This window comes from Streptomyces olivaceoviridis, from assembly GCF_014650115.1.
GTDB lineage: Bacteria > Actinomycetota > Actinomycetes > Streptomycetales > Streptomycetaceae > Streptomyces > Streptomyces olivaceoviridis.
The window spans coordinates 86,252-108,281 of sequence record NZ_BMUI01000004.1; the positions used below are offsets into that span (position 1 = coordinate 86,252).

The following is a 22,030-nucleotide window of genomic DNA, read 5'->3' on the forward strand; positions in this document are numbered from 1 at the left end:
CCGACCGGAGCGCCGTCCGACGACTGACGTGGGTCGGTGAAGTGCCGTCCGACGGCCTGCGCGGGTCGCCCGGAGCCACCCCCAAGACCGGCGCGGGCCGCCCAGAGCCGCCCCCGAGACCTACGCGGGCTGCCCGGAGTCACCCCAAGACCGGCGCGGGCCGCCCGGAGTCACCCCCGAGGCCGGTGCGGGCTGCCCGGAGTCACCCCGAGGCCGGCGCGGGCCGCCCGGAGTCACCTCCAAGACCGGCATGGATCGGCTGAAGTGTCGCCCGACGCCCGGCGTGGGCCGGTCGGCGTGTCACCCGTCGGCCGGTGCCCGGCGGCCCGAGGGTGTGCCGGAACGGAAGGGTCACGTGCGGGGCCTCCCCTCCGTGCATACCGGTCGGTATGCTCGCCCCAGCCGGTCCGCCCGCTCGTGCGCGGGCGACCCCGTCGCCGACCCCTCCGGGAGGACCCGTGTCCCGCACCGCCCTGCGAATCTGCCCCCTGTGCGAGGCCACCTGCGGGCTGACCCTCACCGTCGAGGGCACCCGCGTCACCGGCGCCCGCGGTGACCGGGACGACGTCTTCAGCAAGGGGTTCATCTGCCCCAAGGGCGCCGCCTTCGGTGCCGTCGACGGCGACCCCGACCGGCTGCGCACCCCGCTCGTCCGGGAGAACGGCGGCCTGCGCGAGGCCACCTGGGAGGAGGCCTTCGACGCGGTCGCCGCGGGTCTGCGCCCGGTGGTGGAGCGGTACGGTCCCGACGCCGTGGGCGTGGTCCTCGGCAACCCCAACGTGCACACCGTGGCCGGCGCCCTCTACCCGCCGGTCCTGCTCGGCGCCCTGCGCACCCGCAGCCTGTTCACCGCCTCCACGGTCGACCAGATGCCCAAGCACGTGTCCAGCGGGCTGCTGTTCGGCGACGCGGGCGCCATCCCGGTGCCGGACCTCGACCACACCGACCACCTGCTGCTCATCGGCGCCAACCCCCTTGAGTCCAACGGCAGTCTGTGCACCGCCCCCGACTTCCCCGGCAGGCTCAAGGCTCTCAGGGCGCGCGGCGGCCGGCTCACCGTCGTGGACCCGCGCCGCACCCGCACCGCGAAGCTCGCCGACCGCCACCTGGCGATACGCCCCGGCGCCGACGCCTTGCTGCTCGCCGCGATGGCCCACACCCTCTTCACGGAGGACCTGGTCGACCTCCGGCACCTGGCCCCGCACGTCGAGGGACTCGACGAACTCCGGGACGCGCTGGGCGACTTCACCCCCGAGGCCGTGGCGCCCGCCTGCGACCTGGACACCGGTGTCATCCGCACCCTCGCCCGCGAGCTGGCCGCCGCCCCGGCCGCCGCCGTCTACGCCCGCATCGGCAGCTGCACCGTCCCGCACGGCACCCTGGCCAGCTGGCTGGTCGACGTCCTGAACATCCTCACCGGCAACCTGGACCGGCCCGGCGGCGCGCTCTTCCCGCAGGCCGCCACCGACAAGGCGCCCCGTCCGGCGGGCCCGGGGCGTGGCTTCGCGCTCGGCCGCTGGCACTCCCGGGTGAGCGGACACCCGGAGGCGAAGGGGGAGTTGCCGCTCGCCGCGCTCGCCGAGGAGATCGACACCGCGACCGACGAGGGGACACCGGTGCGCGCGCTGATCGCCGTCGCCGCCAACCCCGTGCTCTCCGCGCCCGACGGCGACCGGCTCGACAAGGCCCTGGACTCCCTGGACTTCATGGTCAGCGTCGACCCGTACCTCAACGAGACCTCGCGCCACGCCCACGTCGTCCTGCCCCCGCCCCCGCCCTCCCAGAGCCCGCACCACGACTTCGCCTTCAACGCCCTGGCCGTGCGCAACCAGGTCCGCTACACCCGCCCCGCCGTCCCGCTGGAGCCCGGCCGCATGGCGGAGACCGAGATCCTCGCCCGGCTGGTCCTGGCCGCCACGGGCATGCACGGCGCCGACCCGGCCGCCGTCGACGCGATGGTCATCGACCAGACCCTCGGCAAGGCTGTCCAGGACGCGCACGGGCCGGTGCACGGACGCGACCCGCACGAGCTCGCCGCCCTGCTGATCGGCGACAACGGCCCCGAGCGACGGCTCGACCTGATGCTGCGCCTCGGCCCGTACGGCGACGGCTTCGGCGCCCGCCCCGACGGGCTGACCCTGGAGAAGCTGCTCGCCCACCCGCACGGCATCGACCTCGGCCCGCTGCGCCCGCGGCTGCCGCAGCCGCTGAAGACCCGCAGCGGCAAGGTCGAGCTGCTGCCCGGGCCCCTCGCCGACGATCTGCCCCGGCTCCGCGCGGCCCTGCGCGAGCGGCCCGCGGGCCTCGTCCTGGTCGGCCGCCGCCATCTGCGCTCCAACAACAGCTGGATGCACAACGTGCCCGCGCTCACCGGCGGCAGCAACCGCTGCACGGTGCACATCCACCCCGAGGACGCGGCCCGCCTCGGCGTCCGGGACGGCGCGGACGTCCGCGTCAAGGGCGCCGGGGGAGAGGTGGTGGCCCCCGCGGAGGTCACCGACGGCGTCCGGCCCGGTGTGGTGAGCCTGCCGCACGGCTGGGGCCACGACCGGCCCGGCACCCGGCTGGGCCACGCCTCCACCGACCCCGGCGTCAACGTCAATCAGCTGCTCGACGGCAGCCTGCTCGACCCGCTGTCGGGCAACGCGGTCCTCAACGGCGTACCCGTCGAGCTCGTAGCACTGCCGTGACCTGGACTTTCGCGCTTATTGCTCGCACGTCAACATCTTGTTAACGCCGTTTGAACGGACCTAACGTCATCGCACCGCCGACCCCCAGGTGGGATGTTCAAGGGCGAACGTTAGGTATCCATTCATGCTGACCATCCTCGGCTTCGCCATGATCGCGACCTTCCTGGTCCTGATCATGCTGAAGAAGATGTCGCCGATCGCGGCGCTCGTGCTCATACCCGCGCTCTTCTGCGTGTTCGTGGGCAAGGGTGCCAAGCTCGGCGACTACGTCATCGACGGCGTCACCGGCCTCGCCCCCACCGCGGCGATGCTCATGTTCGCGATCGTCTACTTCGGTGTGATGATCGACGTCGGTCTCTTCGACCCGGTCGTGCGGGGCATCCTCAAGTTCTGCAAGGCCGACCCGCTGCGGATCGTGGTCGGCACGGCGGTCCTCGCCGCGATCGTCTCCCTGGACGGCGACGGCTCCACCACCTTCATGATCACCGTCTCGGCGATGTACCCGCTGTACAAGCGCCTGAAGATGTCCCTGGTCGTGATGACCGGCGTCGCCGCCATGGCCAACGGCGTGATGAACACGCTGCCGTGGGGCGGCCCCACCGCCCGCGCCGCCACCGCGCTGAAGCTCGACGCCAGTGACATCTTCGTGCCGATGATCCCGGCCCTCGCCATGGGCCTGCTGTTCGTCTTCGCCCTCGCCTACGTCCTCGGCCGCCGCGAGCGCAAGCGGCTCGGTGTGCTGACGCTGGACGAGGTGCTGGTGGAGGAGACCGAGACGGTGCTGGTCGGCGCCGGTGCCGGCAAGGGCGTGACGAGGGCCGGCGGTTCCGGTCCGGGCGTGGACCTGCCCGACGAGCCCGAGGACGAGAGCTTCCAGGGCCTGGACCCGGACCGCCCCACCCTGCGCCCCAGGCTCTACTGGTTCAACGCGCTGCTCACGGTCGCCCTGCTCACCGCCATGATCATGGAGTGGCTGCCGATCCCGGTGCTGTTCCTGCTCGGCGCCGCCCTCGCCCTGACCGTCAACTTCCCGCACATGCCGGACCAGAAGGCCCGGATCGCCGCCCACGCCGAGAACGTCCTCAACGTCTCCGGCATGGTCTTCGCCGCCGCCGTCTTCACCGGCGTCCTCCAGGGCACCGGCATGGTCGACCACATGGCGAAGTGGCTGGTGGACAACGTCCCCGACGGCATGGGCCCGCACATGGCCCTCGTCACCGGCGTGCTGAGCATCCCGCTCACCTACTTCATGTCCAACGACGGCTTCTACTTCGGCGTCCTGCCGGTGCTCGCCGAGGCGGGCCAGGCGCACGGCGTGTCCGCGGTGGAGATCGCCCGCGCCTCGATCATCGGCCAGCCCCTGCACATGTCCAGCCCGCTCGTCCCGGCCGTGTACGTCCTGGTCGGCATGGCCAAGGTGGAGTTCGGCGACCACACCCGGTTCGTGGTCAAGTGGGCCGTGCTCACCTCGCTGGTGGTCCTCGGCGCGGCCGTCCTGTTCGGCATCGTCTGATCCCCCTGGAGGACACATGGGGCCCGGTGGGAACCGCGGCTGGCTGCTCCGCCTCGTCATCGCCTTCGGCTGCGCGCAGGGGGCGGTGTCGATGGCCCGGCCCGCCGTCTCCTACCGGGCCCTGGCGCTCGGCGCCGACGAACGGGCGGTCGGTGTCATCGCAGGTGTCTACGCGCTGCTGCCGCTGTTCGCCGCCGTACCGCTCGGCCGCCGTACCGACCACGGCCGCTGCGCGCCCCTGCTGCCGGCCGGTGTCGTCCTCATCGCGGCCGGCTGCGCGCTCAGCGGGCTCGCCGGCTCGCTGTGGGCGATGGCCCTGTGGAGCGGGGTGATGGGACTCGGCCACCTGTGCTTCGTGATCGGCGCCCAGTCGCTGGTGGCCCGTCAGTCCGCGCCGCACGAACAGGACCGCAACTTCGGCCACTTCACCATCGGCGCCTCCCTCGGCCAGCTCGTCGGGCCCGTCGCCGCGGGCGCGCTCATCGGTGGCCCCGACATGGCCCGCAGCAGCGCGCTCGCCCTCGTCGTGGCGGGTGCGGGCGCGGCGGTCGCGTTCACCTCGCTGTGGCGCATCGAGGACCGTACGGCCGTCACCTCCCGTGCGTCCAGCGGTGGCCGGGTGCCGGTCGGCGGCATCCTGCGCGCCCGGGGCGTGCCCGCGGGCATGCTGATCAGCCTGTCGGTGCTGTCCGCGACCGACGTCCTCACCGCCTACCTGCCGGTGGTCGGCGAACACCGGGGGATCGCGCCCTCGGTGATCGGCGTCCTGCTCAGCCTTCGGGCGGGCGCCACCATAGCCTGCCGGCTCGTCCTCACCCCGCTGCTGCGGCTGCTCGGCCGGCCCGCGCTGCTCACCGTGACCTGCCTGCTGGCCGCCCTGCTGTGCGCGGGGGTGGCGCTGCCGGTGCCGGTGTGGGCGCTCGGTGTGATGCTCACGGTCCTCGGCTTCTGCCTGGGCGTGGGCCAGCCGCTGTCGATGACGACGGTGGTGCGGGCCGCGCCGGCCGAGGCCCGCTCCACCGCGCTCGCCCTGCGGCTGACCGGCAACCGGCTGGGCCAGGTCGCCGCCCCGGCCGCCGCGGGTCTGGTCGCCGGGCTGGCGGGCGTGGCCGCGCCGTTCGTGATGCTGGGGGCGCTGCTGCTGGTGTCGTCGTCAGTGGCGCCGCGCTCGCCGGGCCGGGCCGAGGGGTCGTCCGGGCGGGTGACCGGGAAGCGGCCGAGGCGCCCGGGATTGCGCCGCACGAGCGATCTGTGACGGCGCGTCGGGCGTCAGTGCCATGGGCCGCGCGGCCCATGAAGGAGAGTCCAGGCGAACGAGCGATTTGTATGAAAATCGTCTGAACTCGGAGGAGCGCGCATGCCCACCATGACCCCACGTGCCGTCGGCCCCCGCGCGGGCGCCACAGTCGTCCTCACCGCCCTCGCCGCGGCGGGCGCGTCATGGGTGGCGGCTCCGAGCGCGATGGCCCAGGGCGAGAACGGCGACATCAGGATTCACGACGAGCGTCACCTCCACGGGACGCCGCTCGTGGGGTCGGTCAAGGACGATCCCGTGGTGTGCCGGTTCTATCTGGAGGCCGTCAACTTCGACACGCTCACCAGCATCGCCTACACCATCACCCCGCAGCCCCCGCTCCCCACCGCCGCCACCGTCGCCGGCACCATCCAGCTCGCCGGGGGTGCCGGGCATACCGACCCGCTCGGCCTCGCGGACGGTCAGTACAAGATCAGCTGGCTCGTGGGCACCCCCGCCGCCCTCAAGGAGAAGGTGTTCCGCGTCAACTGCAAGGACGGGCGCCACGAGGGTGAGCACGGGCCGGGCGGGCAGATCTCCGACGGCCGGCACAACGACTCCGACGGCCGGCACGACAGCGACGCGTCCTGGGGCAAGGACGACCAGAGCGGTCCCAGGGGAGGGGTGCACGCGGGCGGCGGCGGTCTCATCGACACGGCCGCCGCCTACTCCCCGGTGGCCGCCGCAGGTGCCGTGGGTCTGATCGCCGTCTGTGGTGCCGTGTACGTCCGGCTGGTCCGCCGGCGGCCCCATGGCGCCGCGTAGGTACCGGCGCAGGCCCTGGTACCGCACCCGCGCCTACCGCCTCGCCAGGACGGCCCTGCTGGTGTTCGTCCTGGTGACGGTGGGGTCGCGCTGCGGGTCGGGCGGCGGGGCGGCAGGGTCCGGCCCGCACGCCGTGGCGGCCGGTACGGACTCCGCCCGCGGTGGGCCGGCCGCCCCTCCGGCGCCGCCGCCCCGCCCGCTGCCCCGGTCCCGGCCGACCTCCTTCCGCGTCCCCTCCCTGGGCATCGACGCCCCCATCACCCCGCTCCGCCTCGACCGGAACCAGGAGCTGGAGACACCGCCCGTCGACAGACCGCGGCTGGTCGGCTGGTACCAGGGCGGCCCCACGCCCGGCGAGGCCGGCACCGCCGTCGCCGTCGGCCACCGCGACACCCGCACCGGCCCCGCCGTCTTCGCCGGCCTCGCCCAGGTCAAGCCCGGCAAGCCCGTCGAGGTCCGGCGGGCGGACGGCCGCGTCGCCGTCTACTCCGTCGACCGGGTGAAGGTCTATGACAAGGCCGGCTTCCCCGACGAGGAGGTCTACGGCCCGACCGGGCGCCCGGAACTGCGGGTGCTCACCTGCGGCGGCCTGTTCAGCCGGCGGACCGGCTACACCAGCAACGTGGTGGTCTTCGCCCATCTGACCGCGACCAGGTGACCGGGGGAACGGCCGGTGCGCACGCCGTGCCCGCACCGGCCGGTCCCTTCGGCATCATGTCCCGGAGCGTCCGGACCGGCCATGTCTGGCGCGGGAAAACTATCACCGCTAGTTTGTGTGCCGGACGACGCGGACCCCGCCGGGAGGACACAGCAATGAAGGCACACGACGGCCTGTACATCGACGGCGCCTGGCGCCCCGCCGGGAGCGCGGACGGGATCGAGGTCGTGAACCCCGCCGACGAGCAGGTCATCGCCCGGGTCCCGGCGGGTTCGGCCCTGGACGTCGACACCGCCGTACGCGCCGCGCGGGCCGCGCTCCCCGCCTGGGCCGCCACGCCCCCGGCCGAACGCGCCGCGCGCCTGGCCGCCCTCCGCGACGTCCTCGCGGCCCGCAAGGACGAGATCGCCGAGACGGTCACCGCGGAACTGGGCTCGCCCCTGCCGTTCTCCCAGGCCGTGCACGCGGCCCTGCCGATCGCGGTCGCGGGCTCCTACGCCGACCTGGCCGCCGCCCACCCCTTCGAGGAGAAGGTCGGCAACTCCACGGTCCTGCACGAGCCGATCGGCGTGGTCGGCGCCATCACCCCCTGGAACTACCCCCTCCACCAGATCGTCGCCAAGGTCGCCCCGGCCCTCGCCGCCGGCTGCGCGATCGTCCTCAAGCCCGCCGAGGACACCCCGCTCACCGCCCAGCTCTTCGCCGAGGCGGTGCACGAGGCGGGCGTGCCGGCGGGCGTGTTCAACCTGGTCACCGGTCTCGGCCCGGTCGCCGGGCAGGCGCTCGCCGAGCACCCCGGCGTCGACCTCGTCTCCTTCACCGGTTCCACGGCGGTCGGCCGGCGGATCGGCGCGGTGGCCGGCGCGGCCGTGAAGAAGGTCGCCCTGGAACTCGGCGGCAAGTCCGCCAACGTCATCCTGCCGAGCGCCGACCTCGCCAGGGCCGTGAACGTCGGTGTCGCCAACGTGATGTCCAACTCCGGTCAGACGTGCAGCGCCTGGACCCGGATGCTCGTCCACCGCGACCGGTACGCCGAGGCCGTCGAACTCGCCGCGACCGCCGCCGCCAAGTACGGCGACCGCATCGGACCGCTGGTCAGCGCCAGGCAGCGGGACCGGGTGCGCGGTTACATCGAGAAGGGCGTCGCCGAGGGCGCCCGCCTCGTCGCGGGCGGCCCCGAATCCCCGCGCGAGCGCGGCTGGTTCGTCAGCCCGACGGTCTTCGCGGACGTCACCCCCGACATGACCATCGCCCAGGAGGAGATCTTCGGCCCGGTCCTGTCGATCCTGAGGTACGACGACGAGGACGACGCCCTGCGCATCGCCAACGGCACCGTGTACGGCCTCGCGGGCGCCGTCTGGGCCGCCGAGGAGGCCGAGGCGGTGGCCTTCGCGCGCCGCATGGACACCGGCCAGGTCGACATCAACGGCGGCCGGTTCAACCCGCTGGCGCCGTTCGGCGGTTACAAGCAGTCCGGCGTCGGCCGGGAACTCGGCGCGCCCGGACTCGCCGAGTACCTCCAGACCAAGTCCCTCCAGTTCTGAGGAGTTGCGTCACCCATGGCCGTACGAGCCGCCGTCCTGCCCGCCATCGGCGCCCCGCTGGAGATCACCGGCATCGAGCTGCCCGACCCGGGCCCCGGACAGGTCCGGGTCCGCCTCGCCGCCGCCGGCGTCTGCCACTCCGACCTCTCCCTGTCCGACGGCACCATGCGGGTGCCGGTCCCGGCCGTCCTCGGTCACGAGGGCGCGGGTACGGTCGTCGCCGTCGGGGAGGGTGTCACCCATGTCTCACCCGGGTCCCCGGTCGTCCTCAACTGGGCCCCCGCTTGCGGAAGTTGCCACGCCTGCGCGCTGGGCGAGGTCTGGCTGTGCGCCAACGCGCTGAACGGCGCGGCCGACGTCCACGCCCGCACGACCGACGGCACCGACCTGCACCCCGGGCTGAACGTGGCCGCGTTCGCCGAGGAGACGGTGGTCGCCGCGTCCTGCGTGCTGCCGCTGCCGGACGGGGTGCCGCTGGTGGACGCCGCCCTGCTGGGCTGCGCCGTCCTCACCGGCTACGGCGCGGTGCACCACTCGGCGCGGGTCAGGTCCGGCGAGACGGTCGCCGTGTTCGGCGTCGGCGGAGTCGGCCTCGCCACGCTGCAAGCGGCCCGTATCGCGGGGGCGTCCCGGATCATCGCCGTCGACGTCTCCCCCGAGAAGGAGGAACTGGCCCGCGCCGCCGGGGCCACGGACTACGTCCTCGCCTCCGGGAACACCCCGCGCGAGATCCGCGGCCTCACCGGCAGGCAGGGCGTCGACGTCTCCGTGGAGTGCGTGGGCCGCGCGGTCTCCATCCGCGCGGCCTGGGAGTCCACGCGCCGGGGCGGCCGTACGACGGTCGTCGGCATCGGCGGCAAGGACCAGCAGGTCACCTTCAACGCCCTGGAGCTCTTCCACTGGGGCCGCACCCTCTCCGGCTGCGTCTACGGCAACAGCGACCCGTCCCGCGACGTGCCGCTCCTCGCCGAGCACGTGCGGGAGGGCCGCCTGGACCTCTCCACCCTGGTCACCGACCGGATCACCCTGGAGGACATCCCGGCGGCCTTCGAGAACATGCTGGCGGGCAAGGGGGGACGGGCGGTGGTCGTCTTCTGAGGGTGAGCGCCCCGAACGGGCGGGGGGAACCGCGCGACGAGCCCCCACGCGACCGCGGTCGGCGCTCCGCCGTCGCCTCCCCGGTCGCGCGGTTCAGCGCAGGTCGTCGCGCGAGACGCCGAGCAGGTCGGAGAAGACCCGCTCCCCGGACGGAGTCACCGCGACCGCCCGCCCCGATCCGACCCGCACGCACCACCCCGCCTCCAGCGCCCGCCGGCACAACGCCGCACCCGCCGCACCGGCGAGATGCGGTCGCCGTTCCGTCCAGTCGAGGCACGCGCGGGCCAGTGGGCGCCGGCCGCCGAGGTCCAGGGGCACACCGGCCGCACCGAACCACTCCACCCCCGCGTCCGTCAGCGCGAACCCGGTGTCCTGTCGCAGCAGCCCCCGCCGGGTCAGCGCGTCGGTGAGCACGATCCCGAGCCGCCCGGCGAGATGGTCGTAACAGGTCCGCCCCCGGGCCATGGCGGCCCCGGCGCTCGCCTCGCGCAGGCTGCGCGGAGGGCGCCGTACCACCGCCGCGGGCACCTGCGCGGCGAGGTCCTCGACCACCTGCGCCACCCGCGCGTCGGCCAGCCGCACATACCGGTGCCGCCCCTGCCGTTCCTCCGTGAGCAGTCCGCCGGCCACCAGCTTGCCGAGGTGCTCGCTCAGCGTGGAGGCCGCGACCCCGGCACGCCGGGCCAGCTCACCTGCCGTCCACGCCCGCCCGTCAAGCAGCGCCAGCAGGCACGCGGCGCGGGTCCGGTCGGCGATCAGCCCGGCCAGCGCCGCCAGCCCGGCCGCCTGGGGATCCTCGGTGTTCATGCCCCCAGCATGCGGCAGTGACGCTTCGGCGGCGGCCGAAGTGCCACCGGCCGCCGCGTCCTCACACCCGTACCTGCCGGTACTGCTGCGCCAGCCCGTCCAGCAGCGCGGCGAGCCCCGCCTCGAAGGCGCGCTCGTCGATCTTCTCCTGCTGCTCGGCGAGCAGGTGGGCCTGACCGAGGTGGGGGTAGTCGGCGGGGTCGTACGCGCTCGCGTCGTCCACGAAGCCGCCGGCGAAGGAACCGAGCGCCGAGCCCATGATGAAGTACCGCATCAGCGCGCCGATGGAGGTCGCCTGCGCCGGCGGCCAGCCCGCGTCGACCATCGCGCCGTAGACCGCGTCGGCCAGCCGCAGTGCGGCCGGGCGGCGGCCGGGGCCCCGGGCGAGGACGGGGACGATGTTCGGGTGGTCGCGCAGGGCGGCCCGGTAGGAGACGGCCCAGTCGTGCAGCGCGGTCCGCCAGTCCCGGCCGTCCTCGAACATCGACAGGTCGACCTGGGCGCTCACCGAGTCCGCCACCGCCTCCAGGATCTCGTCCTTGGTGCGGAAGTGGTTGTAGAGCGAGGGTCCGCTCACTCCCAGTTCGGCGGCGAGCCGGCGGGTGGAGACGGCCGCCAGACCCTCCCGGTCCACGAGGTCCCGGGCCGTCTCGACGATCCGGTCGGTGCTGAGGAGGGGCTTGCGCGGTCGGGCCATGGCGCACATAGTAGGGCTGCGACCGGAAACTAGCAGTGCTAATTTAAATGTCCGGCTTTCAAGATCCATCGGTGGTAGGGGTGATCTCGTGGTGAACCTGGGGCTCAGCGAGGAGCAGCGGGCCGTACGGCAGCTCGCCCGGGACTTCGTGGAGCGCGAGATCGCCCCGCACGTGGTCGCCTGGGACCGCGCCGAGGAGGTCGACCGGGGCATCGTGAAGAAGCTCGGCGAGGTCGGCTTCCTCGGCCTGACCGTGCCCGAGGAGTACGGCGGCTCCGGCGGCGATCACCTCTCCTACTGCCTGGTCACCGAGGAGCTGGGGCGCGGCGACTCCTCGGTCCGCGGGATCGTCTCCGTCTCCCTGGGGCTCGTCGCCAAGACGGTCGCCGCCTGGGGGAGCGAGGAGCAGAAGCGACGCTGGCTCCCGGGACTCACCGCGGGCGAGTGCGTCGGCTGCTTCGGTCTCACCGAGCCCGGCACCGGCTCCGACGCGGGCAACCTCACCACCCGGGCGGTGCGCGACGGCGACGACTACGTCGTGAACGGCACCAAGATGTTCATCACCAACGGCACCTGGGCCGATGTCGTCCTGCTCTTCGCCCGCTCCACCGGCGCCCCCGGCCACAAGGGCGTGTCCGCGTTCCTCGTGCCCACCGACACCCCCGGCCTGACCCGCCGTACCGTCCACGGCAAGCTCGGCCTGCGCGGCCAGGCCACCGCCGAACTCGTCCTGGAGGACGTGCGTGTGCCCGCCTCCGCGATGCTCGGCGCGGAGGGCAAGGGCTTCTCCGTCGCCATGTCCGCGCTCGCCAAGGGGCGGATGTCGGTGGCCGCGGGCTGTGTCGGGATAGCCCAGGCCGCGCTGGACGCGGCCGTGCGGTACGCCGGTGAGCGGGAGCAGTTCGGCAAGCCGATCGCCCGGCACCAGCTGGTGCAGGAGCTGATCAGCGACATCGCCGTCGACGTGGACGCGGCCCGGCTGCTGACCTGGCGGGTCGCCGACCTCATCGACCGCGGCGAGCCGTTCGCCGTCGAGTCCTCCAAGGCCAAGCTGTTCGCCTCCGAGGCCGCGGTGCGCGCCGCCAACAACGCCCTCCAGGTCTTCGGCGGCTACGGCTACATCGACGAGTACCCGGCCGGCAAACTCCTGCGCGACGCGCGCGTGATGACCCTCTACGAGGGCACCAGCCAGATCCAGAAGCTGCTCATCGGCCGCTCCCTGACCGGGGTCTCGGCCTTCTGAGTACGCGGCGCACCCGGTTCTGAGTATCCCGGCGGATGTGGCGCGGACCACGTCCGCCGATGCTGGCTGCCATGAGTGACACACCGGTCAGACAGCAGAGCACGGCCGCGTTCTACGGGCAGGCCGTCGCCTCCTTCGCGGTCGCCATGGCGGCCACCGCCATCGGCATCGCCCGGCTCGACGCCAGCGCCTGGGTGCGCGGCTTCCTGGCGATCGCCGTCCTGTACCTCGTCACCTCCGCCTTCACCCTCGCCAAGGTGATCCGGGACCGGCAGGAGGCCGGGCAGATCGTCAGCCGTGTCGACCAGGCCCGGCTGGAGAAGCTGCTCGCCGAGCACGACCCCTTCGAAAAGCCCTGAGCGGCTCGGCTAAGCGCCCGCTCACCAACGGCGGTATGGTGGTGTTCCTGTCACCGAGAGGGGCGAGCGAGCGATGAGTACGGCGCAGGAGACGACCGGCGGCGAAGTGGAGCCGTGGGAAGAGGTCACCCCTGACGCGGCCCGGCGGCTGCTCGTCGCGGCCGTGGAGGCCTTCGCCGAGCGTGGCTACCACGCGACGACGACCCGTGACATCGCGGGCCGCGCCGGCATGAGCCCGGCCGCGCTCTACATCCACTACAAGACCAAGGAAGAGCTGCTCCACCGGATCAGCCGCATCGGTCACGACAAGGCCCTCGACATCCTGCGCACCGCGGCACGGCGGGAGGGCACCGCGGCCGAGCGGCTGGCCGACGCGGTCGGCTCCTTCGTCCGCTGGCACGCGGGCCGGCGTACCACCGCGCGGGTCGTGCAGTACGAACTCGACGCCCTCGGCCCCGAGGCCCGCGCGGAGATCGTCGCGCTGCGCCGCCAGGTGGACGCGGAGGTGCGCGGGATCATCGAGGACGGCGTGGCCTCGGGCGAGTTCGACGTGCTGGACGTCCAGGGCACCACGCTCGCCGTGCTGTCGCTGTGCATCGACGTGGCCCGCTGGTTCAACGTGGACGGCCCGCGCACCCCCGAGGAGGTCGGCGCGCTCTACGCCGACCTCGTGCTGCGGATGGTCGGGGCCGGGTAGCCGCCTCGTCTACAGGTAGTACCGGGACACCGACTCCGCGACGCACACCGGCTTGTCGCCGCCCTCGCGCTCCACGGTGAACGCGACCGTCACCTGCACCCCACCGGTGACGTCCTCGACGCCGGTGATCCTCCCGGTGGCGCGCAGCCGGGAGCCGACGGGGACCGGGGCGGGGAAGCGGACCTTGTTCGTCCCGTAGTTGACGCCCATCTTCACGCCCTCGACCTGGATGAGCCGCGGCCCGAACAGCGGGAGCAGGGACAGGGTGAGGTAGCCATGGGCGATGGTGGTCCCGAACGGCCCGGCGGCGGCCTTCTCCGGGTCCACGTGGATCCACTGGTGGTCCCCGGTCGCCTCGGCGAACAGGTCGATCCGCTTCTGGTCGATCTCCACCCAGTCGGTCGGGCCCAGTTCCTCGCCCACGGCCGCCCGCAGTTCGTCGGGGGAGGTGAAGGTCCTCGGTTCTGCCATGTTCCCGGCCTCTCGCTCGCGTATCTAAGCAACTGCTTAGCATGGTCGGGTGGGGGGGCGATGTCAACGGACCGCGGACCGGCCGGGTGGGTAATCTCTGAGGAGTGCCCCAGATTCCCGAGAAGATCCACGAGCTGACCGTCGGCCAGTTGTCCGCCCGCAGCGGAGCCGCGGTGTCCGCCCTGCACTTCTACGAGTCCAAGGGACTGATCACCAGCCGGCGGACCTCCGGCAACCAGCGCCGGTACAGCCGCGACACGCTGCGCCGGGTCGCCTTCGTGCGCGCGGCCCAGCGGGTGGGTATCCCGCTCGCCACGATCCGGGAGGCCCTGGCCGAACTGCCGGAGGAACGGACACCGACCAGGGAGGACTGGGCGCGCCTGTCCGAGAAGTGGCGCTCGGAACTGGACGAGCGCATCAAGCAGCTGAACCGCCTGCGCGACCACCTCACCGACTGCATCGGATGCGGCTGCCTGTCGATGGAGACGTGCGTGCTGTCCAACCCGGACGACGTGTTCGGCGCCCGGCGGACCGGATCACGGCTGATGGCGGAGCGGCGCTGAGGGGGAGAGGGCCGGCCGGTGACCCTGCTCGTGCCCGGCGGTGCGCCCGTCAGGCCGCGTCGGCCGCCGCGGCCAGGATCCGGGCCAGCTCTTCGGGCCGGGAGACCATGGGCCAGTGCCCCGCGTCGATGTCGGCGAAGTCGACGTGTCCGGCCCTGGCGAGCTCCGGGACGTCACCGCCGTCGATCCACTTCCGCGCCTGTGCGGGTGTGAACTCCGGGCACACGACCACGACCGGGACGTCGAAGCGCCGTTCGTCCGCCAGCCGCACCACGCCCTGGGCCACGGCAGCGGGTACGGGGATCGCGGCTGCCGCCAGTCGGCGCCTGGCCTCGTCGTCGAGGTCGGCGATCTCCGGCCCCTCGAAGGGACCCCAGCCCGGGAAGGGCACGACGCCGTCGCGCACCTCGAAGAAGTCGGCGTACGCATGGCCGTCGGAGAACGGGAAGCCGCCGATCAGGGCGACCCCGGCCAGCCGCTCCGGCCGCCGGTCGGCGGCCAGCCAGGCCAGTGTGCAGGCGGCGGAATGCCCCACCACCATGGGCTTGCCCGGCGCCGCGTCCACCGCGGCCAGCACCGCCGCCACCTGGTCCTCCAGTGTGGCCGACGCGGAGCCGTCGCCCTGGCCCGGCAGGGTGAGCGGCACCGGGCGATGGCCGAGCGACTCCAGCGTGGACGCCACGCGGCCCCACACCGATCCGTCCAGCCACAGGCCGCCGATGAGCAGGATGTCCATGGTCGGTTCCCCTTCTTCCAGGTCGTGGTGATCACCGTAGGAGGGGTTCCGGACGATCCACTGCCGGTTTGCCGCGCGACCACCGTGACTCGGGCGGAGCGGACTAGCCTGCACGGGTGCCGAACGATCTCAGCCCCACCGCGCGAGCACTGCGCGCCCTGGAGGTCCTCCAGGCCCGCCCCGGTACGACGGCCGGCGAACTCGCCGTGCGGCTGGGCGTCACGGAGCGCGCCGCGCGCCGGTACGTCGGCATCCTCCGCGAGGCCGGCATCCCCGTGGAGTCGGCCCGGGGGCCGTACGGCGGGTACCGGCTGGGGCGCGGGACACGGCTGCCGCCCGTGCACTTCACGCAGTCCGAGGCCCTCGGACTGGTGATGGCGGTCCTCGCCGGCCGGCCGGCCGCGGACGGCGCCGACGACCTGGTCGGCACCGCCCTGGGGAAGGTCGTCAAGGCGCTGCCGGAGAGCGTCGGCCGACAGGCGGCCCTGCTGCGGGAGCACGCGTCGGCCGCACCGGACCCGAACGCGGTCCGCCCGGACCCGGCCGTCACCAGCGAACTCGTCGCCGCCGTCGCGGCCCGGCGCCGGGTGTCGGTCACCTACCGCGGCGAGACCGGTGACGAGTGGGAGGCGGAGGTGGATCCCTGGTCCGTCGTGGTCCGCCACGGACGCTGGTACCTGCTGTGCCACTCGCACCGCGCGGGGGCGATCCGCACCTACCGCGTCGACCGGGTCCGCGCGGTCCGGCCGACCGCGCACGCGTTCGCACCGCCCGAGGACCTCGACCCGGTGGCGGTGCTGGAGGAGAACCTGGGGCTGGGCTGGGTGTTCCCCACCCGCGTGGTGTTCGCCGCCCCCCGCACCGAGGTGGCCCCCTGGATCCAGCCGCCCATGGGACGGCTCGAACCGTCGGGGGACGGCTGCGTGCTCGTCGGCAGCACGCGCAACCCGGCCATGTACGCGCAGGAGTGGCTGGCGCGCGTGCCGTTCGCCTTCCGCGTCGAGGGCGGCCAGGAGCTGCGCGCCGCGGTCGCGGAGCTGGGGGCGCGCTTCACCGCGGCGGCCTCGGACCAGCCCTGACCGGGCCGGGGCGGTGTCCCACGCCGGGGCTCACGACAGGGCCGAACTCCCTTCCCCTCCACCGTTGTTGCCGCCGTCCGCACGGGCATCGGCGCCGTACCGGGCCCGCGCCTGCGCCACCAATTGGGCGTTGGACACGGCCCGTCGGCCGTCCGGGAGGAGCAGGGTGTCCTCCAGGCCGATCCGGGTGGCGAGGCCCAGCCGGCCCGCCAGCCGGAGCACCGGCCAGGTCCCGCCCTCCTCGCCGTGCAGCAGCACCGGCCGGCCGTGTGCCGTACCCAGCTCGGCCAGCAGTGCCCGCGCCGACGCCTCGGCCGTCGCCGGGTCCGGGTCGGTCACCTCGGCCAGCACCCGCAGCACCCTCGGCCCGAGCGGTGAGCCCGCGAACCGGCGCGCGCCCCCGGTGCCGGACCGGATGCCCGCCTCCACGGCCACGCCCACCGACAGGAGGTGTCCGGCGACCTCCTCGGCGCCCGGCTCGTGCCAGTTGACCGAGGCGAAGTCGGGCAGCACCGACCAGGAGCGCACCCGGGCGAGCCGCGCGGACGGATCCGGTTCCGCCCAGGCACCGGTGGTCACCCCGACCGGCACCGGCACCCGCGCCCGGATCGCCTCCAGGGCCGGGGCCAGGACGCGCGGGGAGAGACTGTCGTGGCCGCACGGCGTCTTCGGGTGGACGTGGACCGAGCTGGCGCCGGCCGCGACCGCCTCGGCGGCGGAACGCGCCAGATCCTGGGGGGACATCGGCACGGCGGCGCCGTCGGCGGCCGTACGACGCCCGTTGAGACACACCTGCACCATGACTCGATGGTGCCGCACACCCACGGCAGAGGGCGCGGCATCCCCTACGCGCCCCCCGTCACCACGACCCGGGCACGCCACCGGCTCAGGCCGACATCAGCACGCGTCCCCGACGGGCGGACTCAAGGGCCCGCGGGCTGAGGACCGGGCGCGGCACCAGGATGCCGCAGTCCGCGCAGACCGGGCCGGACGACGGCTCGTGGTCCAGGCCGTACTTCCACACCAGGCGCTCGCCGCCGCACACCGGGCACGACGAGCCCGGTTCCCGCTCCAGCGCGGCGATCAGCCGGCGCAGCACCACCGCCAGCGGCTCATCGGGGTGCACCCGCGGGTCGTCGCACCAGGCGACCCCGAAGCCGCCCCAGGTCAGCCGGTGCCAGTCGTCCACGCTGCCCGGACGGCGCAGCCCGTCGTGCTTCTCCTTCCTGCGTCGTTCGGTGAAGTCGGTCTCGTAGGCGAGCCAGACGTCCCGGGCCTCCTCCAGCTCCTCCAGCGCGGCCACGAGCCGCACCGGATCGGGGGAGCGGTCCTCGGGGCCGAACCCCGCCCGGGAGCACAGATGGTCCCAGGTCGCGCGATGCCCGTAAGGGGCGAACTTCTCCAGGCACTTGCGCAGCGAGTACCGCCGCAGCGCCAGATCACAGCCCGGATCGCGTACCTGTCTCGCCAGACTCCGGAAACCTGCCATCGCCCTGCACCTCCGTCACACCTGCACCTGTACTCCGGTCACTTCGGCGTCGTCGCACGGACGTCGTCGAATAGACGTATCGACAGGCGATTCGGCTCCATCTCTTCCAGGGATCTGTCTCCAGACTCCGGAAAGTGACGCATGTTCATCTTTAAAGCGGGGGATACCGGCGGTAACGTTCGGCCACCTCTGTCGCTAGGAGCTGCCATGCCACGGCGAACCCCACGTACCGCCCTTGACAGACTGAGAACGTCCCGCCGCCTTCCCGGGTTCCTGAAGACCGCGTCCGTATGCGTGCTCGTCGCCGGTCTTCTCTCCCCCCTCACCCAGGCGACGGTGGCGGCGGCCGACGCCACGGCCGCCAACGACTACTGCGGCGGCCGGTGTTCGGACATCCTGCCGCCCGGCGAGAACGGCAACGCGACGCTCGCCCAGATCCTGCTCAACCAGGCCTTCGGCACCCAGCCCGCGCACGCCGAGGACCAGCTCGGCCCGTACGCCAACCTGGCCACCGGCTACAAGGGCCTGACCGACACCACGGTCAACACCTTCTTCAACGACGCCTCGTTCGGCGTCCCCGCCGACCAGGTCGCCTCCACCGAGAAGCCGGCCGGCCGCGGCGATGTGACGATCGTCCGCGACAAGAAGACCGGTGTGCCGCACATCACGGGCACCACCCGCTACGGCACCGAGTTCGGCGCCGGATACGCGGCGGCCCAGGACCGGCTGTGGCTCATGGACGTCTTCCGGCACGTGGGCCGCGGCCAGCTGACCTCCTTCGCCGGCGGCGCACCCGCCAACCAGGGCCTTGAGCAGCAGTTCTACCGCAACGCGCCCTACACCGAAGCCGACCTCCAGGCGCAGATCGACAACGCGGTCGCGAAGAACGGCGCCCGCGGCCAGCAGGCCCTCGCCGACGTCACGGCCTACCTGGACGGCATCAACGCCTACATCGACGCCTCCGACAGCGGCCGTTACTTCCCCGGCGAGTACGTCCTGACCGGCCACAAGGACTCGATCACCAACGCCGGCACCATAGAGCACTTCAAGGTCACCGACCTCGTGGCGCTCGCCTCCGTCATCGGCTCACTGTTCGGCTCCGGCGGTGGCGGCGAGGTCGACAACGCCCTCTCCCTGCTCGCGGCCCAGGCCAAGTACGGCGTCGAGGAGGGCACCAAGGTCTGGGAGTCCTTCCGCGAACGCAACGACCCCGAGGCCGTCCTCACCGTCCACGACGGCCAGAGCTTCCCCTACGGCACCAAGCCCGCCGACGCCCAGGGCGAGGCCCTGCCGGACGCCGGCTCGGTGACCCAGGAACCGCTGGTCCACGACCGTACCGGCAGCGCGGCCACCGCCGGCGCCACCAGCACCTCGGCCTCCGCCGCGAAGACCGCCCTCGGCTCCGCCCGGCGCGGTATGTCCAACGCCCTCGTGGTCAGCGGCAAGTACACCGCCAGCGGCCACCCCATCGCCGTCTTCGGGCCGCAGACCGGCTACTTCGCCCCGCAGCTGCTCATGCTCCAGGAGATCCAGGGCCCGGGCATCAGCGCCCGCGGCGCCTCCTTCGCGGGCCTGAGCATGTACGTCGAACTCGGCCGCGGCCAGGACTACTCCTGGAGCGCCACCACCTCCGGCCAGGACATCATCGACAGCTACGCGGTCGAGCTGTGCCAGGACGACTACCACTACCTGTACCACGGCACCTGCACGGCCATGGAGAAGATCGAGCAGAAGAACGCCTGGAAGCCGACCACCGCCGACGGCACAGCCGCGGGGTCGTACACCCTGCGCGCCTGGCGGACCGCGTACGGCCCGGTGGAGTACCGCGCCACCGTCGGCGGCAAGAAGGTCGCCTACACCACCCTGCGCTCCTCCTACCTGCACGAGGCCGACTCGATCATCGGCTTCCAGATGCTCAACGACCCCGACTACGTCAAGGGGCCGAAGGACTTCCAGAGCGCGGCGCAGCACATCAACTTCACCTTCAACTGGTTCTACGCCGACTCCCAGCACACCGCCTACTACAACAGCGGTGACAACCCCGTCCGGGCGAGCGGTGTCGACAGCGAGTTCCCGGTGTGGGCGCAGCCGGCGTACGAGTGGCGGAACTGGGACCCGGCCACCAACACCGCCGACTACACCCCGCCCTCCGCTCACCCCAACTCCGTCGACCAGGACTACTACATCTCCTGGAACAACAAGCAGGCCGAGGAGTACACGACCGCACCCTGGGGCGACGGTTCCGTGCACCGCGGCAACCTGCTGGACGACCGGGTGAAGAAGCTGGTCGCGGCCGGCGGGGTCACCCGGACCAAGCTGGTGCAGGCCATGGCGGACGCGGGCCTCGCCGATCTGCGCGCCGAGGACGTGCTGCCCAAGCTGCTCAAGGTGGTCACCTCCTCGCCGGTGACCGACTCCACGGCCGCCGCGGCGGTGAGCAAGCTCCAGGCGTGGGTGGCCGCCGGCGCCAAGCGCACCGAGACGTCGGCCGGTTCCAAGAAGTACGCCGACGCCGACGCGATCCGGGTCCTGGACGCCTGGTGGCCGCTGCTGGTCAAGGCCGAGTTCGAGCCCGGCCTCGGCAGCGACCTCTACACGGCGATCACCGGCAACCTGCCGGTCGACGAGGCACCGTCCGCCGGCCACGGCCCGACCGGCTCGCACGCCGGCAGCTCCTTCCAGTACGGCTGGTGGTCCTACGTCGACAAGGACGTCCGGGCGGTGCTCGGGGAGTCCGTGCGGGGCGGCCTCGCCCGGAAGTACTGCGGCGGCGGCAGCCTCAGCGCCTGCCGGGACACCCTGATCAGCACCCTGAAGCAGGCCGCCGGCCTGACCGCCGCCCAGGTCTACCCGGGCGACGACCAGTGCTCGGCGGGCGACCAGTGGTGCGCCGACTCGATCGTCCAGCGCACGCTGGGCGGCATCAAGCACGGCAGGATCAGCTGGCAGAACCGGCCGACCTACCAGCAGGTCGTGGAGTACACCTCGCACCGCTGACCCGCCACCGGCGGCGGGTCAGGCGATACGGCCTGCCGCCAGCACCACCCGCGCCAGTTCGGGGTGCACGATGTCGCTGTGCGCCCCGGACGGCGCGCCGCCGCGCCGGACCACGGCCGCCGCGTCCACGTTCACGCACCCCGACGCGGGCAGCCGGCCACCGAGAGCCGCCGCCAGGTCGAGCCGCACGGTGCCCGGCACCGCCTGCGTCCCGTCGTGGCCCATGGCACCCCAGCGGGGCCCGAGCACCGCCGCGATCTCGTCGCCCGCGCAGGCGCGGTCGTCCCCGGCGAGCCGGGAGGCCAGCGGATAGAACGTGCCGAGGGCCGCGTCGAAGTGCGAGTAGCAGCACACCAGTGGGCCGTCGACGCGCCGGTGGAGGCCCTTCAGCGCGCCCGACCGGTCCGGGGCGTGCGGCAGCCGGGCCGCGAACGCGTAGTGCGAGAAGGCACCCTGGAGCAGGGTCACCGACTTCACCGCGTCCACTCCCGTCGGCAGCCCGCGCAGCGCGAACGCCACCAGCCGGCCGCCGAAGCTGTGCCCGACCAGATGCACCCGCACCCCGGGCGCCGCCCCCGCCAACCGCCCCAGCAGCGGACCGAGTCCCCGCTCGCCGACCGTCCCGGCCCGCCGTTTCATCTGGAGGTACGTCGCCTGCCGCAGCAGTTCCTTCGCGCCGTCCCACGGGTTCGGAAGGGTGAACCGGGGCGCGTCGCCGGACGCGTCGAGCGCGGCCAGGGCCTCGGCGAACTGCTCGCACACGGTCACCGGGTCGGCCCCGAACACGGCCGGTTCGCCGTCCTCGTCCGTGTCGGCCGCCACCCCCTGCCGGCCGTCGTCCAGCAGCAGCCGCACCAGCCGCCCGAACTCGGTCAGCCCCCCGGTGCCGCCCGGCCGTTCGTCCAGCATCCGGGCCAGCCGGTCCAGAACGGTCGTCCGGCCCGCAAACGCCGCCAGCAGGGCGCGCCGGGTGTCCTTGTCCAGCGCCGGGCGCGGTGCCGCCTGCGCCTCCACGGCCGCCACGGACCTCGGGAAGTCCGGGATCGGCTCGTCGCTGAACCGCATCGACGGCCAGATCACGCCGACGTACCCCAGCCGGGCCTGCGGGGCCAGCCTCGGGACCGGCGCGAAGAAGCGGCGGTACAGCGCGGTCGCGCCCGAGCGGTCGTTGTTCCAGCCGTGCGAGAAGACGATCAGGTCACGGACGCCGTGGTCCGTGACCCGCGTCAGCAGCCGGTCGCGTTCGGGGCCGTCCGCGTCCCCGTCCGCGTCGAAGGTCAGCTCCCAGTAGGGAGCCACACCCGTCCCAGGATCCGCCATGCCAGACCCC

At 73.3% G+C, this 22,030-nt stretch carries 20 protein-coding genes; 13 read left to right on the plus strand and 7 right to left on the minus strand.

Annotation, left to right across the window (positions count from 1 at the left end; all coding sequences use genetic code 11):
• The first annotated feature begins 458 nt into the window (after positions 1-458).
• The 7 genes from IE273_RS09540 (at position 459) to IE273_RS09570 (ending at position 9,562) form a co-directional block, all read left to right on the plus strand.
• Positions 459-2,690, plus strand: a complete 2,232-nt coding sequence (locus IE273_RS09540) for a molybdopterin oxidoreductase family protein (protein WP_189814717.1) — start codon at positions 459-461, stop codon at positions 2,688-2,690.
• A gap of 124 nt (positions 2,691-2,814) precedes the next feature.
• Positions 2,815-4,203 carry a CitMHS family transporter gene (locus tag IE273_RS09545; protein WP_189814718.1) on the plus strand — a complete coding sequence of 463 codons (1,389 nt, stop codon included), beginning with the start codon at positions 2,815-2,817 and terminating at the stop codon, positions 4,201-4,203.
• Positions 4,204-4,219: 16 nt separating this feature from the next.
• Entirely contained in the window at positions 4,220-5,458 is a 1,239-nt protein-coding gene (locus IE273_RS09550) for an MFS transporter (protein WP_189814719.1), read from the plus strand.
• A gap of 102 nt (positions 5,459-5,560) precedes the next feature.
• The gene (locus IE273_RS09555) at positions 5,561-6,262 is read left to right on the plus strand and encodes a hypothetical protein (protein ID WP_189814720.1); all 702 of its coding nucleotides are present in this window, start codon (positions 5,561-5,563) and stop codon (positions 6,260-6,262) included.
• Positions 6,249-6,920, plus strand: coding sequence for a class F sortase (locus tag IE273_RS09560; protein WP_189814721.1), 672 nt, complete (start codon positions 6,249-6,251; stop codon positions 6,918-6,920). Before IE273_RS09555 ends, IE273_RS09560 begins: the two co-directional genes overlap by 14 nt.
• Positions 6,921-7,075: 155 nt before the next feature.
• Positions 7,076-8,464, plus strand: coding sequence for an aldehyde dehydrogenase family protein (locus IE273_RS09565; protein ID WP_189814722.1), 1,389 nt, complete (start codon positions 7,076-7,078; stop codon positions 8,462-8,464).
• A gap of 15 nt (positions 8,465-8,479) precedes the next feature.
• Positions 8,480-9,562 carry a Zn-dependent alcohol dehydrogenase gene (locus IE273_RS09570; protein ID WP_189814723.1) on the plus strand — a complete coding sequence of 361 codons (1,083 nt, stop codon included), beginning with the start codon at positions 8,480-8,482 and terminating at the stop codon, positions 9,560-9,562.
• 93 nt (positions 9,563-9,655) lie between these two features.
• Here the strand turns inward: IE273_RS09570 and IE273_RS09575 are convergent, their stop codons facing one another.
• Together IE273_RS09575 and IE273_RS09580 are read right to left on the minus strand one after the other, a co-directional pair.
• Positions 9,656-10,369, minus strand: coding sequence for an ArsR/SmtB family transcription factor (locus IE273_RS09575; RefSeq protein ID WP_189814724.1), 714 nt, complete (start codon positions 10,367-10,369; stop codon positions 9,656-9,658).
• Between the two features lie 61 nt (positions 10,370-10,430).
• Positions 10,431-11,066, minus strand: a complete 636-nt coding sequence (locus IE273_RS09580) for a TetR/AcrR family transcriptional regulator (protein WP_014671760.1) — start codon at positions 11,064-11,066, stop codon at positions 10,431-10,433.
• Positions 11,067-11,157: 91 nt separating this feature from the next.
• Between IE273_RS09580 and IE273_RS09585 the strand changes: the two genes are divergently transcribed.
• The 3 genes from IE273_RS09585 (at position 11,158) to IE273_RS09595 (ending at position 13,365) form a co-directional block, all read left to right on the plus strand.
• On the plus strand, positions 11,158-12,309 hold the full coding sequence (locus IE273_RS09585) for an acyl-CoA dehydrogenase family protein (protein WP_189814999.1): 1,152 nt from the start codon (positions 11,158-11,160) through the stop codon (positions 12,307-12,309).
• Between the two features lie 71 nt (positions 12,310-12,380).
• Positions 12,381-12,668 carry a YiaA/YiaB family inner membrane protein gene (locus IE273_RS09590; protein WP_189814725.1) on the plus strand — a complete coding sequence of 96 codons (288 nt, stop codon included), beginning with the start codon at positions 12,381-12,383 and terminating at the stop codon, positions 12,666-12,668.
• A gap of 73 nt (positions 12,669-12,741) precedes the next feature.
• Entirely contained in the window at positions 12,742-13,365 is a 624-nt protein-coding gene (locus tag IE273_RS09595; RefSeq protein ID WP_189814726.1) for a TetR/AcrR family transcriptional regulator, read from the plus strand.
• Between the two features lie 9 nt (positions 13,366-13,374).
• Here IE273_RS09595 and IE273_RS09600 read toward each other — a convergent pair whose 3' ends face one another.
• Positions 13,375-13,836, minus strand: coding sequence for a MaoC family dehydratase (locus IE273_RS09600; RefSeq protein WP_014671756.1), 462 nt, complete (start codon positions 13,834-13,836; stop codon positions 13,375-13,377).
• Between the two features lie 104 nt (positions 13,837-13,940).
• Between IE273_RS09600 and soxR the strand changes: the two genes are divergently transcribed.
• Positions 13,941-14,399, plus strand: coding sequence for a redox-sensitive transcriptional activator SoxR (gene soxR, locus IE273_RS09605; protein ID WP_189814727.1), 459 nt, complete (start codon positions 13,941-13,943; stop codon positions 14,397-14,399).
• 49 nt (positions 14,400-14,448) lie between these two features.
• On the opposite strand, the gene IE273_RS09610 is transcribed toward soxR, so the two are convergent.
• The gene (locus tag IE273_RS09610) at positions 14,449-15,135 is read right to left on the minus strand and encodes an alpha/beta fold hydrolase (protein ID WP_189814728.1); all 687 of its coding nucleotides are present in this window, start codon (positions 15,133-15,135) and stop codon (positions 14,449-14,451) included.
• Between the two features lie 116 nt (positions 15,136-15,251).
• Between IE273_RS09610 and IE273_RS09615 the strand changes: the two genes are divergently transcribed.
• Positions 15,252-16,214, plus strand: a complete 963-nt coding sequence (locus IE273_RS09615) for a helix-turn-helix transcriptional regulator (protein WP_189814729.1) — start codon at positions 15,252-15,254, stop codon at positions 16,212-16,214.
• Between the two features lie 30 nt (positions 16,215-16,244).
• Here the strand turns inward: IE273_RS09615 and IE273_RS09620 are convergent, their stop codons facing one another.
• Positions 16,245-17,015 carry a 3-keto-5-aminohexanoate cleavage protein gene (locus tag IE273_RS09620; RefSeq protein WP_189814730.1) on the minus strand — a complete coding sequence of 257 codons (771 nt, stop codon included), beginning with the start codon at positions 17,013-17,015 and terminating at the stop codon, positions 16,245-16,247.
• An 85-nt stretch (positions 17,016-17,100) separates the two neighbouring features.
• Entirely contained in the window at positions 17,101-17,703 is a 603-nt protein-coding gene (locus tag IE273_RS09625) for a hypothetical protein (protein WP_189814731.1), read from the minus strand.
• A 207-nt stretch (positions 17,704-17,910) separates the two neighbouring features.
• On the opposite strand from IE273_RS09625, the gene IE273_RS09630 reads away from it, so the two are divergent.
• The gene (locus IE273_RS09630; RefSeq protein WP_189814732.1) at positions 17,911-20,700 is read left to right on the plus strand and encodes a penicillin acylase family protein; all 2,790 of its coding nucleotides are present in this window, start codon (positions 17,911-17,913) and stop codon (positions 20,698-20,700) included.
• A gap of 18 nt (positions 20,701-20,718) precedes the next feature.
• On the opposite strand, the gene IE273_RS09635 is transcribed toward IE273_RS09630, so the two are convergent.
• Positions 20,719-22,020, minus strand: coding sequence for a serine-threonine protein kinase (locus IE273_RS09635; protein WP_189814733.1), 1,302 nt, complete (start codon positions 22,018-22,020; stop codon positions 20,719-20,721).
• Between the last annotated feature and the right edge of the window lie 10 nt (positions 22,021-22,030).

What these genes read in the sequence shown, in the direction of transcription:
- IE273_RS09545 (WP_189814718.1), top strand. Translation starts at nt 2,815, where the DNA reads ATGCTGACCATCCTCGGCTTCGCCATGATCGCGACCTTCCTGGTCCTG.
- IE273_RS09550 (WP_189814719.1), top strand. Translation starts at nt 4,220, where the DNA reads ATGGGGCCCGGTGGGAACCGCGGCTGGCTGCTCCGCCTCGTCATCGCC.
- IE273_RS09555 (WP_189814720.1), top strand. Translation starts at nt 5,561, where the DNA reads ATGCCCACCATGACCCCACGTGCCGTCGGCCCCCGCGCGGGCGCCACA.
- IE273_RS09560 (WP_189814721.1), top strand. Translation starts at nt 6,249, where the DNA reads ATGGCGCCGCGTAGGTACCGGCGCAGGCCCTGGTACCGCACCCGCGCC.
- IE273_RS09565 (WP_189814722.1), top strand. Translation starts at nt 7,076, where the DNA reads ATGAAGGCACACGACGGCCTGTACATCGACGGCGCCTGGCGCCCCGCC.
- IE273_RS09570 (WP_189814723.1), top strand. Translation starts at nt 8,480, where the DNA reads ATGGCCGTACGAGCCGCCGTCCTGCCCGCCATCGGCGCCCCGCTGGAG.
- IE273_RS09575 (WP_189814724.1), bottom strand. Translation starts at nt 10,369, where the DNA reads ATGAACACCGAGGATCCCCAGGCGGCCGGGCTGGCGGCGCTGGCCGGG.
- IE273_RS09580 (WP_014671760.1), bottom strand. Translation starts at nt 11,066, where the DNA reads ATGGCCCGACCGCGCAAGCCCCTCCTCAGCACCGACCGGATCGTCGAG.
- IE273_RS09590 (WP_189814725.1), top strand. Translation starts at nt 12,381, where the DNA reads ATGAGTGACACACCGGTCAGACAGCAGAGCACGGCCGCGTTCTACGGG.
- IE273_RS09595 (WP_189814726.1), top strand. Translation starts at nt 12,742, where the DNA reads ATGAGTACGGCGCAGGAGACGACCGGCGGCGAAGTGGAGCCGTGGGAA.
- IE273_RS09600 (WP_014671756.1), bottom strand. Translation starts at nt 13,836, where the DNA reads ATGGCAGAACCGAGGACCTTCACCTCCCCCGACGAACTGCGGGCGGCC.
- IE273_RS09610 (WP_189814728.1), bottom strand. Translation starts at nt 15,135, where the DNA reads ATGGACATCCTGCTCATCGGCGGCCTGTGGCTGGACGGATCGGTGTGG.
- IE273_RS09620 (WP_189814730.1), bottom strand. Translation starts at nt 17,015, where the DNA reads ATGGTGCAGGTGTGTCTCAACGGGCGTCGTACGGCCGCCGACGGCGCC.
- IE273_RS09625 (WP_189814731.1), bottom strand. Translation starts at nt 17,703, where the DNA reads ATGGCAGGTTTCCGGAGTCTGGCGAGACAGGTACGCGATCCGGGCTGT.
- IE273_RS09630 (WP_189814732.1), top strand. Translation starts at nt 17,911, where the DNA reads ATGCCACGGCGAACCCCACGTACCGCCCTTGACAGACTGAGAACGTCC.
- IE273_RS09635 (WP_189814733.1), bottom strand. Translation starts at nt 22,020, where the DNA reads ATGGCGGATCCTGGGACGGGTGTGGCTCCCTACTGGGAGCTGACCTTC.